Source organism: Clostridium sartagoforme (assembly GCF_039521405.1).
Taxonomy (GTDB): Bacteria; Bacillota; Clostridia; order Clostridiales; family Clostridiaceae; genus Clostridium; species Clostridium sartagoforme.
In genome coordinates this window covers 1-15,165 of record NZ_BAAACH010000026.1, presented here as the reverse complement: position 1 = coordinate 15,165, position 15,165 = coordinate 1, and the positions used below count along the sequence as shown (strand labels likewise).

The 15,165-nt window shown below is 33.3% G+C and carries 15 protein-coding genes and 1 other annotated feature; all 15 genes read right to left on the bottom strand.

All coding sequences use genetic code 11. From position 1 onward, the window contains the following. Nucleotides 1-111, bottom strand: a 111-nt coding sequence (locus tag ABDZ60_RS11445) for a GTP-binding protein (RefSeq protein ID WP_141669547.1), incomplete at its 3' end; no start/stop codon positions are given. Between the two features lie 187 nt (nt 112-298). Beyond that, nucleotides 299-2,362, bottom strand: coding sequence for an elongation factor G (gene fusA / locus ABDZ60_RS11440; protein ID WP_046999986.1), 2,064 nt, complete (start codon nt 2,360-2,362; stop codon nt 299-301). A gap of 76 nt (nt 2,363-2,438) precedes the next feature. Further along, on the bottom strand, nt 2,439-2,909 hold the full coding sequence (gene rpsG, locus ABDZ60_RS11435) for a 30S ribosomal protein S7 (protein ID WP_016205902.1): 471 nt from the start codon (nt 2,907-2,909) through the stop codon (nt 2,439-2,441). A gap of 152 nt (nt 2,910-3,061) precedes the next feature. Further along, nucleotides 3,062-3,442 carry a 30S ribosomal protein S12 gene (gene rpsL, locus ABDZ60_RS11430; protein ID WP_008681201.1) on the bottom strand — a complete coding sequence of 127 codons (381 nt, stop codon included), beginning with the start codon at nt 3,440-3,442 and terminating at the stop codon, nt 3,062-3,064. A gap of 65 nt (nt 3,443-3,507) precedes the next feature. Then, nucleotides 3,508-3,747 (bottom strand): ribosomal L7Ae/L30e/S12e/Gadd45 family protein, encoded by a 240-nt coding sequence (locus ABDZ60_RS11425; RefSeq protein WP_040436427.1) that lies wholly within the window; start codon nt 3,745-3,747, stop codon nt 3,508-3,510. A 153-nt stretch (nt 3,748-3,900) separates the two neighbouring features. Then, on the bottom strand, nt 3,901-7,434 hold the full coding sequence (gene rpoC, locus ABDZ60_RS11420) for a DNA-directed RNA polymerase subunit beta' (RefSeq protein WP_046999985.1): 3,534 nt from the start codon (nt 7,432-7,434) through the stop codon (nt 3,901-3,903). A gap of 21 nt (nt 7,435-7,455) precedes the next feature. Further along, on the bottom strand, nt 7,456-11,163 hold the full coding sequence (gene rpoB, locus ABDZ60_RS11415; RefSeq protein ID WP_016205905.1) for a DNA-directed RNA polymerase subunit beta: 3,708 nt from the start codon (nt 11,161-11,163) through the stop codon (nt 7,456-7,458). A 354-nt stretch (nt 11,164-11,517) separates the two neighbouring features. Further along, entirely contained in the window at nt 11,518-11,883 is a 366-nt protein-coding gene (rplL, locus tag ABDZ60_RS11410) for a 50S ribosomal protein L7/L12 (RefSeq protein WP_016205906.1), read from the bottom strand. 31 nt (nt 11,884-11,914) lie between these two features. Continuing rightward, nucleotides 11,915-12,418, bottom strand: coding sequence for a 50S ribosomal protein L10 (gene rplJ / locus ABDZ60_RS11405; RefSeq protein WP_016205907.1), 504 nt, complete (start codon nt 12,416-12,418; stop codon nt 11,915-11,917). 37 nt (nt 12,419-12,455) lie between these two features. Continuing rightward, nucleotides 12,456-12,584: a sequence feature (ribosomal protein L10 leader region), on the bottom strand. Between the two features lie 42 nt (nt 12,585-12,626). Then, nucleotides 12,627-13,316 carry a 50S ribosomal protein L1 gene (rplA, locus tag ABDZ60_RS11400; RefSeq protein ID WP_046999984.1) on the bottom strand — a complete coding sequence of 230 codons (690 nt, stop codon included), beginning with the start codon at nt 13,314-13,316 and terminating at the stop codon, nt 12,627-12,629. A 52-nt stretch (nt 13,317-13,368) separates the two neighbouring features. Continuing rightward, complete coding sequence (gene rplK / locus ABDZ60_RS11395; RefSeq protein ID WP_016205909.1) at nt 13,369-13,794, bottom strand: 50S ribosomal protein L11; 426 nt, start codon at nt 13,792-13,794, stop codon at nt 13,369-13,371. A gap of 69 nt (nt 13,795-13,863) precedes the next feature. After that, entirely contained in the window at nt 13,864-14,385 is a 522-nt protein-coding gene (gene nusG, locus ABDZ60_RS11390) for a transcription termination/antitermination protein NusG (RefSeq protein ID WP_016205910.1), read from the bottom strand. Between the two features lie 33 nt (nt 14,386-14,418). After that, entirely contained in the window at nt 14,419-14,652 is a 234-nt protein-coding gene (gene secE / locus ABDZ60_RS11385) for a preprotein translocase subunit SecE (protein ID WP_016205911.1), read from the bottom strand. 51 nt (nt 14,653-14,703) lie between these two features. After that, nucleotides 14,704-14,853 carry a 50S ribosomal protein L33 gene (gene rpmG, locus ABDZ60_RS11380; protein ID WP_008681213.1) on the bottom strand — a complete coding sequence of 50 codons (150 nt, stop codon included), beginning with the start codon at nt 14,851-14,853 and terminating at the stop codon, nt 14,704-14,706. A 182-nt stretch (nt 14,854-15,035) separates the two neighbouring features. Next, a partial coding sequence (locus ABDZ60_RS11375) for an EF-Tu C-terminal domain-related protein (RefSeq protein ID WP_486187734.1) occupies nt 15,036-15,165 on the bottom strand: 130 nt, incomplete at its 5' end.

Sequence of the window (15,165 nt, the reverse complement as noted above, 5' to 3'; positions counted from 1 at the left end):
TGCTAAAACTGTTGTGATTGCAGCAGTTAAAGTTGTCTTACCGTGGTCAACGTGACCGATTGTTCCAATGTTTACGTGTGGTTTGCTTCTTTCGAATTTTTGCTTTGCCATTGTAAAATCCTCCTTTATGGAAATTAATTATATTAACCTTCTTAGTTATTATATCTAATTTATCTTTAATTTTCTAGGTCTATATAAATTTTCACTCTTAAATTTATAATAATAAAAATTCATATTATGTAATGCTACTCATAACTAAATTATGAGCAACATTACTAAATTTTATAACTAAAGTGAATTAATTTCTTTCACTTTTAATTTTTTCTTGAACACTCTTTGGAACTTCTTCGAAGTGATCGAATACCATTGAATAAGTACCTCTACCTTGAGTTCTTGATCTTAAAGTAGTTGCATATCCAAACATTTCTGAAAGTGGAACCATAGCTCTTATTATTTGAGCTCCGTTTATAGCTTCCATTCCTTCAATTCTTCCTCTTCTTGAGTTAAGATCTCCCATTACATCTCCCATGTATTCTTCTGGTACTGTAACTTCAACCTTTTCCATTGGCTCAAGTAAAACTGGATCTGCTTTTGCCATTGCATTCTTAAATGCCATAGAACCAGCAATTTTAAATGCCATTTCAGATGAGTCAACTTCGTGGTATGAACCGTGAACTAATTTAACCTTAAAGTTTATAGTTTCATAACCAGCTACAACCCCACTCTTAGCAGCTTCTTGAATACCATTATCTATTGCAGGAATATATTCTCTTGGAACAGCTCCTCCTACTATAGCATTTTCAAATACGTATTCTCCTTCAGTAGGTTCCATTTCGATCACACAATGACCGTATTGTCCCTTACCACCAGATTGCTTAGCATATTTAGCTTCTGCTTTAACAGCTGTTCTAATTGTTTCCTTATATGCAACTTGAGGTGCTCCAACATTACACTCAACTTTAAATTCTCTAGTTAATCTATCAACTATAATTTCTAAGTGAAGTTCTCCCATACCTGCAATAATTGTTTGACCAGTTTCTTGATCAGTATGAGTCTTGAATGTAGGATCTTCTTCAGCTAACTTAGCTAGTGCTAAGCCCATCTTTTCTTGACCAGCTTTTGTCTTTGGCTCTATAGCTACAGATATAACTGGTTCTGGGAATTCCATAGATTCTAGTATTATTGGATCATTTTCTAAACAAAGAGTATCTCCTGTTGTAGTATTCTTTAATCCTATAACAGCTCCTAATTCACCTGCTTCTAATGCTTCAACTTCTTCTCTTGAGTTAGCATGCATCTTAACAAGTCTTCCTATTCTTTCTTTTTTACCCTTTGTTGAATTTAACACATATGTTCCACTTTGCATAACACCTGAATAAATTCTTGTAAATGCAAGTTTTCCAACAAATGGATCTGTTGCTATTTTAAATGCTAAAGCTGACATTGGTGCTTCATCTGATGCTTCTCTAGTAGCTTCTTCACCTTCTAATGTTGTTCCTTTAACAGCTGGTATATCTAAAGGTGATGGTAAGAACGCAACAACTCCATCAATCATTTGTTGAACACCCTTATTTTTATATGATGATCCACAAATACATGGAACTATTTCATTAGCTATAGTAGCTTTTCTTAGTCCTACCATTATTTCTTCTTCTGTTAATTCTTCACCTTCAAGATATTTTTCCATTAATTCTTCATTAGTTTCTGCTACTGCTTCAAGTAGAGCCATTCTATATTCTTCTGCTTGATCTGCTAGATCAGCTGGAATTTCTTCTATTCTAACATCTTTTCCTAAATCATCGTAGAACATAATTGCCTTGTTAGTTATTAAGTCTACCATTCCCTTAAATTGATCTTCTGAACCAACCGGAATTTGTATTGGAACTGCGTTAGCTTTTAATCTATCTCTTACAGTGTTTATACATCTAAAGAAATCTGCTCCTGTAGCATCCATCTTATTAACATATATCATTCTTGGAACACCGTATTTATCTGCCTGTCTCCAAACAGTTTCAGTTTGTGGTTCAACCCCACTTTTTGCATCTAGAACTGTAACAGCTCCATCAAGTACTCTTAATGATCTTTCAACTTCAACTGTGAAATCTACGTGACCTGGAGTATCTATAATATTTAATTCATGACCCTTCCAAGCACATGTTGTTGCAGCAGAAGTAATTGTTATACCTCTTTCTTGTTCTTGAACCATCCAGTCCATTGTAGCTGCTCCTTCATGAACTTCTCCAATCTTGTGACTTCTTCCTGTATAAAATAATATACGCTCAGTAGTTGTAGTTTTTCCTGCATCTATATGAGCCATTATTCCAAAGTTACGGAATTTTTCTAAAGGATATTTTCTAGCCATTTGTATTTCCTCCTCTCAACGAGTAATTTTAAATTCGACAAAACTGTTTTAGCAAAAGCCAAAACAGTTTTGTATATTAGTATCTGTAATGAGCAAATGCTTTGTTTGCTTCAGCCATCTTATGAGTATCTTCTCTCTTCTTTACAGCTGCGCCAGTATTATTAGCTGCATCCATTAATTCTCCAGCTAATCTTTCAGCCATCACCTTTTCGCCTCTTTTTCTTGAAGCATCTAGAAGCCATCTTAGACCTAAAGTCTGTCTTCTTTCTGGTCTAACTTCTATTGGAACTTGGTAGTTAGCACCACCTATTCTTCTAGCTTTAACTTCTAATAAAGGCATTACATTGTTCATAGCTTCTTCAAATAATTCTAAAGCATCTTTGCCTGTTTTTTGCGCCATTATTTCAAACGCGTCGTAGCATATTTTTTGAGCTACTCCTTTTTTACCATCTTCCATTACATTGTTTATTAACTTTGTAACAACCTTTGAGTTGTACATTGGATCTGGTAATACATCTCTTTTTGCGATATGTCCTTTTCTTGGCACTTTTCTTCCCTCCTTAACATAATAAATTTAAGTTCATTGGTACTCTGCAATTATTACATTGCCGTAAAGTGCTTTACTTCTTCATCTATATAAACTTAATTTATAAATCTATGTAAATGCTGAAGACAAGCACTACTGTAGTTTACTTTAAACTACTTCTTTGCCTTCGGCTTTTTAGCACCGTACTTTGATCTTCCTTGCATTCTGTTAGCTACTCCAGCACAGTCTAGTGCTCCTCTTACGATATGGTATCTAACACCAGGAAGGTCCTTAACTCTACCACCTCTTATAAGAACAACGCTGTGCTCTTGTAAGTTGTGTCCTACACCACCAATGTATGCAGTAACTTCGAATCCATTTGTAAGTCTTACTCTTGCTATTTTTCTTAAAGCTGAGTTAGGCTTCTTAGGAGTAGTTGTTTTAACAACTGTACAAACCCCTCTTCTTTGTGGACACTCGTTAAGTGCTGGTGCTGTTGACTTGTTGATAACAGTTTTTCTGCCTTTTCTTACTAATTGGCTAATAGTTGGCATTTTTTCACCTCCTGAAATTTTTTTATCTATATATCTAATATTTAAGATAAAAGCTTATTAATGAATTAATCTAAAACTAGTACTGAAGATGCACTAACATCTATTTCACACATTTTACCTAATTCTTTCATTGTATTTATAAAAACAATTTTAACATTTTCTTTAATTGCTAATTCAATTAAATCTTTTGTTAAGTTTTTGTCTGCATCCTTAGCTACATATAAAACATAACCATTTCCATTTTTAATGGTCTTAGTACATTGCTTTATACCAATTACTTTATTACCTACAATTCTATCTATCATGAAATCACTCCCTATATAAAAGTTCATAGAGGCGCAGCTCATGACTTTGCCTCCATGAATTCATGTAGACAATTATATTGTAGTGTAGCTTTAAAATCACACAATTCGTATTTTATCATTTAAGCATACACATGTCAATAAAATTGCATTGTATTATTCAATTGATTCTATTGCTTCATTTTCAACTAAAACATCGTCAACATCTAGCTTCACGTTTCTATATTTCATCATTCCTGTACCTGCTGGTATTAACTTACCAATAATTACATTTTCCTTCAACCCAACTAAAGGATCTATCTTTCCTTTAATTGCCGCTTCTGTAAGAACTCTTGTGGTTTCTTGGAATGATGCTGCTGATAGGAAACTATCTGTTGCTAAAGCAGCTTTGGTAATACCTAACAACGCTTGCTCTCCTTTAGCTTCTTCTCCACCAAATTCTCTCACTCTTGCATTTTCTTCTGCAAAATCAAACATATCTATCATAGTTCCTGGTAATAGATCAGTATCTCCTGAATCCAATACCTTAATCTTTCTAGTCATTTGTCTAACTACAACTTCTAAATGTTTATCATTTATATCAACACCTTGAAGTCTATAAACTTTTTGAACTTCAGATAATAGATATTTTCTAGCTCCATCAATACCTTTAATTGCTGCTATATCATGAGGATTTACTGAACCTTCAGTGATTTCATCTCCTGCTTCAATAAACTCATCATTTGATACCTTTAATCTTGAACCAAATGGTATTTCATAGCTACGTTCTTCTCCATCGTTTGACACTACAAACACAGTTCTCTTCTTTTTAGTTTCTTCAATTCTAACTGTACCTGTTATTTCACTTACTATAGCTAAACCTTTAGGTTTTCTAGCTTCAAATAACTCTTCAACTCTAGGAAGACCTTGTGTAATATCGGCTCCAACAACTCCCCCTGTATGGAATGTTCTCATTGTAAGTTGAGTTCCTGGTTCTCCAATTGATTGTGCTGCTATAATACCAACAGCTTCACCTATATTTATCTTTTGAGCTGTTGCCATGTTCATTCCATAGCATTTAGAACATACTCCTACCTTACACTTACATGTAAATACAGATCTAATTTTAACTTTCTTAACTCCTGAAGCTGCAACTTTTTCTGCAACATCTAGTTCCATATATTGATCAGCTTCTACCATAACCTCTCCTGTTGTTGGATTAATTATAGGCTCTGCTGTGTATCTACCATAAAGTCTTTCAGCTAATCCTTCGATAGCTTCATTTCCTTCTTTTATTTCTGAAACATATATACCTTCTGTTGTTCCACAATCAATTTCTCTTACAATAACGTCTTGTGATACGTCAACAAGTCTTCTTGTTAAATATCCAGAGTCTGCAGTTTTAAGAGCTGTATCTGCATTACCTTTTCTAGCTCCATGAGTAGATATGAAATATTCTAAAACTTCAAGTCCTTCTCTAAATGATGCTCTAATAGGTAATTCTATAATCTTACCAGTTGGACTCGCCATAAGCCCTCTCATACCAGCTAATTGCTTAATTTGAGATTTAGATCCTCTGGCTCCTGAGTCTGCCATCATGAATATTGGATTGAATTTATCCAAACTTTCCATAAGTGCATCGGCAACATCTTCTGTTGTTTTAGTCCATTTCTCAATAACTCTTTCATATCTTTCTTCTTCTGATATGAATCCTCTTTTATACATCTTCTCTATCTTATCAACTGTTTCATCAGCTTCTTTAAGTAATACATACTTTGCATCTGGTACTATCATATCAGATGCAGCTACTGTTATAGCTCCTATTGATGAATAATGATAACCTAAAGCTTTGATCTTATCAAGCATTATTGATGTGTTAGTTGGACCATGTACTGTATAACATCTATCTATAATTTTTCCTAAAGACTTTTTAGTTATTAAGAAATCTACTTCTAAATTAAATTCTTCTTCTTTTAAATCTCTATTTACAAATCCTAAATTTTGAGGAATTGACTCATTAAAGATTATTTTCCCAACTGTAGTCTTTATTATACCTGACTTCTTTTCTCCAGCTATTTCTTTAAACATTCTTACTTGTATTGCTGCATGAATATCTATTTCTCCTACTTCATAAGCCATAATAGCTTCATCTTTCGAAGAGAATACTTTTCCTTCACCTTTAGCACCATCTTTATCCATAGTTAGATAATATGATCCTAGTACCATATCTTGTGTAGGTACGCAAACTGGCTTACCGTCTGAAGGTTTCATAATATTTCCTGCTGCAAGCATTAAGAATCTTGCTTCAGCTTGTGCTTCAACTGATAATGGAACGTGAACAGCCATTTGGTCTCCATCGAAGTCAGCATTATATGCTGTACATACAAGTGGATGTAGTTTTATTGCTCTACCTTCTACTAAAATTGGTTGGAACGCTTGAATTCCAAGTCTATGTAGAGTAGGGGCACGGTTTAATAAAACTGGATGATCAGTAATAACTTCTTCAAGTACATCCCATACTTGATTATTTACTCTTTCAACCATTCTTTTCGCACTCTTTATATTATGTGCTACTCCATCTTCAACTAATTTCTTCATTACAAATGGTTTAAATAATTCTAAAGCCATTTCTTTTGGAAGTCCACATTGGTACATTTTTAACTCTGGGCCAACAACTATAACTGATCTACCAGAGTAGTCAACTCTCTTACCAAGTAAGTTTTGTCTAAATCTACCTTGCTTACCTTTTAACATATCTGATAATGATTTAAGTGGTCTGTTTCCAGGTCCTGTTACAGGTCTACCTCTTCTACCATTATCTATAAGTGCATCCACCGCTTCTTGAAGCATTCTTTTTTCATTTCTAACAATGATATCCGGAGCACCTAAGTCTAATAATTTCTTTAATCTGTTATTTCTGTTAATAACTCTTCTGTATAGATCATTTAAATCTGAAGTTGCAAATCTTCCACCATCTAATTGAACCATCGGTCTTAAATCCGGAGGAATAACAGGAATGACATTTATAACCATCCATCTTGGATCATTTCCTGATTTTCTAAAAGATTCAACCACTTCTAATCTTCTTATTATTCTAACTCTTTTTTGACCAGTACTTGTTTTTAATTCTTCTTTAAGATCTCTTGATTGACCTTCTAAGTCAATTTCTTTAAGTAATCCTTGAACAGCTTCTGCTCCCATTCCAGCTACAAAGCTTTCTTCACCATACTTATCAACAGCTTCTCTATATTCTTTTTCATTTAACAACTGTTTCTTTAATAGCGTTGTTTCTTTAGGATCTATTACTACATATGAAGCAAAATATAGTATTTTTTCTAAAGCTCTTGGTGACATGTCTAAAAGTAATCCCATTCTTGATGGAATACCCTTAAAGTACCAAATGTGAGAAACTGGGGCAGCAAGTTCAATATGCCCCATTCTTTCTCTTCTTACCTTTGCCTTAGTTACTTCAACTCCACATCTGTCACAAACTATGCCCTTATATCTAACTCTTTTATATTTACCACAATGGCATTCCCAGTCTTTTATAGGTCCAAATATTCTTTCACAAAATAGACCGTCTCTTTCTGGTTTTAATGTTCTATAATTTATAGTTTCTGGTTTTTTAACTTCTCCTCTTGACCATTCTCTTATTTGATCAGGTGAAGCTAAACCTATTTGTATAGCATCAAAATTATTCAATTCAAACAAGGGTATATCCTCCCTTCAAATTTAGTGTTCATCATTTACAAAATCATCAAGTTCTAGATCTTCTTCATGGAATCCGTCTAATGAAAAGTTATCAAACTCAACCTCTTCTTCAACTTCTTCCTCTGATATTGTATAACTATCATCTACATTTACATCATCAGAAATAACATCTTCTGTTCCTTCAATGTTAACTTCTAAATCTTCCATATCTTCTTCTGCAAACTCTTTAAGCTTAACTTCTTGATTCTCATCATTTAATACTTTTACATCTAAACATAAAGCTTGAAGTTCTTTAATTAGAACCTTAAATGATTCTGGAACTCCAGGTTCCGGTATGTTTTCACCTTTAACAATAGCCTCATAAGTTTTAACTCTACCTACAACATCATCTGATTTAACAGTTAATATTTCTTGTAGTGTATGAGCTGCTCCATATGCTTCTAAAGCCCAAACTTCCATTTCTCCAAATCTTTGGCCACCAAATTGTGCTTTACCACCAAGAGGTTGTTGAGTTACTAGTGAATATGGTCCTGTAGATCTAGCATGTATCTTATCATCAACTAAGTGAGCTAGTTTTAATATATACATTATACCAACAGTTACTTCATTATCAAAAGCTTCTCCTGTTCTACCATCATATAAAACAGTTTTACCATTTGCGTTATATCCTGCTTTTGCTAAGCATTCTTCTATATCTTTTTCTGTAGCTCCATCAAATACAGGAGTAGCTATGTGCCATCCTAATTGACTTGCTGCCCATCCTAAGTGAACTTCTAATACCTGACCTATATTCATACGTGATGGAACCCCTAATGGATTTAAACATATTTGTAGTGGTCTACCATCTGGTAAGAATGGCATATCTTCTTCTGGTAACACTCTTGAGATAACCCCTTTGTTACCATGACGTCCTGCCATCTTATCCCCAACAGATATTTTTCTTTTTTGAGCTATATAGCATCTAACTAGTTCATTTACTCCTGGATTTAATTCGTCTCCGTTTTCTCTAGTAAATACTTTAACATCGACTATAATTCCAGCCTCTCCATGAGGAACTCTTAGTGAAGTATCTCTTACTTCTCTAGCCTTTTCTCCAAATATAGCTCTTAATAATCTTTCTTCTGCAGTTAATTCAGTTTCTCCCTTTGGTGTTACTTTTCCAACAAGAATGTCTCCTGATCTAACTTCAGCACCAATTCTTATAATTCCTCTATCATCTATATCTTTTAATGCATCTTCGCTTACATTAGGAATATCTCTAGTTATTTCTTCTGGTCCTAATTTTGTATCTCTAGCTTCACATTCATATTCTTCTATATGGATTGAAGTAAATACATCTTCTCTAACTAACTCCTCTGAAATAAGCATAGCATCTTCATAGTTATAACCTTCCCAAGTTATGAATCCCATTCTGATGTTTTTACCTAATGCTATTTCTCCTAAATCAGTTGATGGTCCATCAGCTAAAACTTGATTTTTAAACACTATTTCACCTTTATCTACTAAAGGTCTTTGGTTTATACATGTACCTTGGTTACTTCTTTTAAACTTAAGAAGTTTATAAGTATCTACTCCACCATCTACATCTCTCTTAATTCTTATTTCACTAGAACTTACGTAAACTACCTTACCCGCATTTCTAGCCTTTGGAAGAACCCCAGAGTCTACAGCTGCTTTAAATTCTATTCCAGTACCAACTACTGGAGCTTGAGGTTTTAATAATGGAACAGCTTGACGTTGCATGTTTGATCCCATAAGTGCTCTTGAGGCATCATCATTTTCAAGGAAAGGTATCATAGCTGTTGCCACTGATACTATTTGTCTTGGTGATACATCAATTAAATCAACTTCTTCTGCATTTACAACTAGAATTTCATTTAAGATTCTAACAGTTACTCTACTATCAACAAACTTTCTATCTTCTCCGATAGGTTCTTTAGCTTGTGCTACTAGATATTGATCTTCTTCATCTGCTGTAAAATATCTAATTTCATCTGTTACTATACCTTTTTCTTTATCAACAACTCTATATGGAGTTTCTATAAATCCATATTCATTAACCTTAGCATATGTTGCTAACGAGTTTATAAGCCCTATATTTGGTCCTTCTGGAGTTTCTATAGGACACATTCTACCATAGTGTGAATGGTGAACGTCTCTAACTTCAAAACCAGCTCTTTCTCTTGAAAGACCTCCTGGTCCTAAAGCAGATAATCTTCTCTTATGAGTTAATTCTGATAAAGGATTTGTTTGATCCATGAATTGTGATAATTGAGAACTACCGAAGAATTCTTTAATTGCAGCTGCAACAGGTCTTATGTTAATTAACATTTGAGGTGTTATAGCTTCTTGGTCTTGAATAGTCATTCTTTCTTTAACTACTCTTTCCATTCTTGATAAACCGATTCTAAATTGATTTTGTAACAATTCACCCACAGACCTTAATCTTCTATTTCCTAAATGATCTATATCATCAACATAACCTATAGTATATGGTAATCCTAATTCATAGCTTATTGTTGCAAATATATCATCTTTTATTATATGTTTAGGAATAAGTCTATTTAAGTTTTTCTTAATTTCTTCTTTTATAGTCTCTTCATCATCATAATTGTCTAATATTTCTTTTAGTGTTGGATAGTGAACAAATTCTCTGATATTTAAATCTTCTATATCAAATGATATAAATTTTTTAATGTCAACAAAATGGTTACCAATTACTCTAACCACTCTATCTTCAACTAATATATCAACTGAGTTAATACCAACATTTTGAATTTCTTCTGCTAACGATCTACTAATTTTTTTACCTTGCTCTATCATAATTTCTCCTGTTTGAGGATTAACTATGTCAGTAGCAGCTATTTGATTGATTAATCTTAAATTTAATGCTAATTTTTTGTTAAACTTATATCTACCAACTCTTGATAAATCATATCTTTTAGCATCAAAAAATAGTGAATCTATAAGAGATATAGCACTATCAACCGTTGGTGGTTCACCTGGTCTTAATCTTTTATATATCTCTAGTAAAGCTTCTTCTTTAGTTTTAGTATTATCTTTTTCTATTGTAGCTTTAAATCTTTCGTCTTCTCCAAAATAGTCTAAAAGCTCTTGATCACTTCCGAATCCCATAGCTCTTGCTAAAATCGATATTGGAAGTTTTCTTGTTTTATCTATTCTTACATAGATAATATCATTAGAGTCAGTCTCATACTCTAACCATGCTCCCCTATTTGGAATAACTGTTGATGAATATAACTTTTTACCAGTTTTATCAACATTAAAATTGTAATAAACACCTGGCGACCTTACTAATTGACTTACAATAACTCTTTCAGCACCATTTATGATGAAAGTACCTTGTTCAGTCATTAACGGGAAGTCACCCATAAATACTTCTTGTTCTTTAATTTCTCCAGTTTCATTATTTTGTAATCTTACAGAAACTTTTAGTGGTGCAGCATAAGTTGAATCTCTCTCTTTACACTCCTCCACTGAATACTTAATATTATCCATATCAAGCTTGTAATCAACAAACTCAAGAACAAGATTTCCAGTAAAGTTTGTGATTGGATTAATGTCTTCAAAAACTTCATGAAGACCTTCATCTAAAAACCACTGATATGAATCTAATTGTACCTCAATAAGATTTGGCATTTCAGTTACATCTTTAACTTTACCAAAACTCATTCTAGTTCTTTTTCCGACTTGGACAGGATGTACCATGAATTTTCACCCCTTGTATAAAACTAAAATAACCAAAAGCACACTTTCCCTAAGGACTTATGCTTTCGGACAGCATCACTTATTAGTATAACCATCTTTTGTTCGATTATACATTTTTTTCATATGAGTATATACCTACCCATATTGAATAGTACATTTAATGATACTATCATAATATTCTTTTAATGTCAATTATTTTATTACATAACTTATGTTAATCTATGCATTTACCATTTTTCAAGTGTTTTTTATATAAAACTATATAAAGTATCCCAGGACTTTGATATTTTATATAGTTTCATTTAGGCAATTAAAAAGGTGCCTTTAACAGCACCTTTTCAATTTAAAAGTTAATTACTTAACTTCTACTTCAGCTCCAACTTCAGCTAATTTAGCTTTCATATCTTCTGCTTCTTCCTTTGATACGCCTTCTTTTAATGTCTTAGGAGCTCCATCAACTATTTCCTTAGCTTCTTTTAATCCTAATCCAGTTAATTCTCTAACTACTTTGATAACTTTGATTTTTTGTGATCCAGCGCTAGCTAGAACTACATCAAACTCAGTCTTTTCTTCTGCAGCTGCAGCACCTGCAACAGCTCCTGCTACTGCTACTGGAGCAGCGGCACTTACACCAAATTCTTCTTCACAAGCTTTAACTAGCTCGTTTAATTCTAAAACAGTCATTTCTTTTATAGCTTGAATTATATCTTCTCTTGTCATTTTAATTGCACCTCCAAATTTTTATCAGTTATTATTCAGCTGATTCTGATTCTTTTTTTTCTTTAATTGCATTTAATAAATATGCAACATTTGATAATGGAGCCTTGAAGCTTCCAAGAAGTTTTGCGATAAGAACTTCTTTTGATGGTATTGTAGCAATTTGTTCTATTTCAGCTTTATTATATAAAGTTCCTTCTACCATACCAGCTTTTAATTCTAATTTCTTGTGATCTTTAGCAAATGTGTGTAACACTCTTGCTGGAGCAGTAGCATCTTCATATCCAAATGCTATAGAAACTGGTCCTTCTAAATATGCATCAAGACCTTCTACTCCTAATTCTTTAGCAGCTAATGCTACAAGGTTATTTTTATAAACCTTATATTCAACACCAGCTTCTCTTAAAGTTTTTCTTAAAGTTGTATCTTCTTCAACTGTTAAACCTTGATAGTCTGCTAAAACGATAGATTGAGACTTTTCTAATTTTTCTTTAATCTCAGCAACTTTAGCTTCTTTAATTTGTCTATTCTTGTTCATTACTGTGTGTCCACCTCCTCACAGTTTTTAACTGCAAATTTATATTAAGAAAGGCCTTCCCATAGACATAGGAAGACCAAATAATTACTTACCTTGGTGTTCCTCGGTAGGCAATTATTTTAAACCTTTCGGCACCTACTGTCTTTGGAATCAGTATTTTCTTTAACAACATGTAACATTGTATTACATATTTTTTTGTATGTCAATACTAATCTAAAACTTTTGTTGGGTTAACCTTTGCTCCAGGACCCATAGTGCTTGAAACAGATACTGATTTAACGTATTGTCCCTTAGCAGCTGCTGGCTTAGCTTTTACTAAAGCATCCATTAAAGCATGGAAGTTTTCTTGTAGTTTTTCTACTCCAAATGATTTCTTTCCAATTGGGCAGTGAACTATAGCAGTTTTATCTACTCTATATTCAACTTTACCAGCTTTTATTTCAGCAATTGCTTTTGCAACATCAAATGTAACTGTTCCTGATTTTGGGTTTGGCATTAATCCTTTAGGTCCTAAAACTCTACCAATTCTACCAACAACACCCATCATATCTGGTGTAGCTACTACTACATCATATTCAAACCAGTTTTCGCTTTGAATCTTTTGAACTAATTCTTCTGCTCCTACGAAGTCTGCTCCAGCTTCTTGAGCTTCTTTAGCCTTATCTCCCTTTGCGAACACTAAAACTCTTACAGTTCTACCTGTTCCATTTGGAAGAACAACAGCTCCTCTTACTTGTTGATCTGCATGTCTTGGGTCAACCCCTAATCTAACATGTAACTCTATAGTTTCATCAAATTTTGCTTTAGCAGTTTTTATTGCTAAATCTAAAGCTTCTACTGGAGTGTATAACGCACTCTTATCAATTAATTTTGCACTTTCAATATAATTCTTTCCCATAATTTGCCTCCTTTGTGGTATTAGCGGTTTTTACCTCCCACTTTATTACGAATTACTCTTCAATAGTTACTCCCATACTTCTTGCAGTACCTTCGATCATGCTCATAGCAGTTTCGATAGTAGCCGCATTTAAGTCAGGCATCTTTAATTCAGCAATCTTTCTTACTTGTTCTTTTGTTAATTTTCCAACCTTAGTTCTGTTTGGAACTCCTGAACCACTTTCGATTCCTAATTCCTTCTTTATAAGAACTGCTGCCGGTGGAGTTTTTAGTATAAAACTAAAAGATCTATCTTGGTAAACTGTTATAACAACTGGTATTATTAATCCAGCTTGATTAGCAGTTTTTGCATTGAACTCCTTACAGAATCCCATAATGTTAACACCGTGTTGACCTAATGCTGGTCCTACTGGTGGTGCTGGTGTTGCCTTACCTGCAGGAAGTTGAAGTTTAATCATTCCTGTTACTTTCTTAGCCATGTATTATTCCTCCTATACTGTGGTAATACGGACCTTAGTCCTCCCACTTTATTAAAACATTAGCTTATATTAAACTAATTTTTCAACTTGTGTAAATTCTAATTCGGCTAGAGTTTCTCTGCCAAACATATCAATTAATGCTTTTATTTTGCGTTTCTCTAAGTTTATCTCTTGAATTATTGCTATAAACTCTCTTAATGGTCCAGAGATAACTCTTACGCTTTCCCCTACTTCTAAATCAATTTCTACAGGACTTTCTTGAACTCCCATAGATTCAACCTCTTCATCAGTAAGTGGAACTGGTTTAGAAGCTGGGCCAACAAAACCTGTTACACCCCTAGTATTTCTAACCACATACCATGACTCATCTGTCATTAGCATTTTTACTAACACATATCCAGGGAACTTTTTCTTAAGAGAAATCTTTTGTTTCCCATCTTTTTCTTCTACAACTTCTTCCATAGGCACTTGGATGTCTTGAAGTAAGTTTTGAAGATTTCTATTTTCAATGGTTTTTTCAAGATTTGCTTTAACCTTGTTTTCGTAGCCTGAGTATGTGTGTACAACATACCATCTTGCTCTTTCGCTCATATTTTCTTATAGGCGACTAACACCTAAACCTCCTTACTTAAATTTTAAAATGAATTCAAAGAGGTTTTGAAAAATATAATCTAACCCGCCTACTAATATTATATATATTAGTACGACTACGCCAACTGCAATTAACGCTTTTTTAGTGTCATTTTTAGAAGGCCAAGTTATTCTTTTAACTTCTGCCTTAACCTCTCTAAAAAACTTTAATATGCCACCTCTGTTAGGTGAACTTTTAGTTAAATTTACATTTTCCTTAACAGCCATTACTTCACATCCTTAATCTTTGTGAGTATATGTCATCACTATATCAGCTAATTACTTAGTTTCTTTATGAAGTGTATGTTTTTTACAGAACTTGCAGTATTTATGCATTTCTAATCTGTCTGGGTTGTTTTTCTTATTTTTCATTGAATTGTAATTTCTTTGCTTACACTCTGTGCATGCTAAAGTTATCTTTACTCTCACAGTCTGCACCTCCAGTTTACCGTAAATAATATAAAACCTTATTACTTATGTTAATTAATTCGTTAATTACCTAAACACATTATCATAAAACATGTATTATGTCAATATATAAGCCTTTGTAAAGGACTAGGTAATGAAACCCAGTCCTATATATATTAATAATATATATTACTTAGTATATATTATTCTATTATACTAGTAACAACTCCAGAACCTACAGTTCTTCCGCCTTCTCTGATAGCGAATCTTAATCCTTCATCCATTGCTACTTGAGTGATTAATTCAACGTTCATGTCAATGTGGTCTCCTGGC

Coding starts and splice junctions, on each gene's coding strand:
- rplL (WP_016205906.1), bottom strand. CDS start 11,883: ATGACAAGAGAAGATATAATTCAAGCTATAAAAGAAATGACTGTTTTA.
- secE (WP_016205911.1), bottom strand. CDS start 14,652: ATGGCTGTTAAGGAAAATGTAAATTTAACTAAAAGTTCACCTAACAGA.
- rpoB (WP_016205905.1), bottom strand. CDS start 11,163: ATGGTACATCCTGTCCAAGTCGGAAAAAGAACTAGAATGAGTTTTGGT.
- rplJ (WP_016205907.1), bottom strand. CDS start 12,418: ATGAACAAGAATAGACAAATTAAAGAAGCTAAAGTTGCTGAGATTAAA.
- rpsL (WP_008681201.1), bottom strand. CDS start 3,442: ATGCCAACTATTAGCCAATTAGTAAGAAAAGGCAGAAAAACTGTTATC.
- fusA (WP_046999986.1), bottom strand. CDS start 2,362: ATGGCTAGAAAATATCCTTTAGAAAAATTCCGTAACTTTGGAATAATG.
- rplK (WP_016205909.1), bottom strand. CDS start 13,794: ATGGCTAAGAAAGTAACAGGAATGATTAAACTTCAACTTCCTGCAGGT.
- rplA (WP_046999984.1), bottom strand. CDS start 13,316: ATGGGAAAGAATTATATTGAAAGTGCAAAATTAATTGATAAGAGTGCG.
- nusG (WP_016205910.1), bottom strand. CDS start 14,385: ATGAGCGAAAGAGCAAGATGGTATGTTGTACACACATACTCAGGCTAC.
- ABDZ60_RS11425 (WP_040436427.1), bottom strand. CDS start 3,747: ATGATAGATAGAATTGTAGGTAATAAAGTAATTGGTATAAAGCAATGT.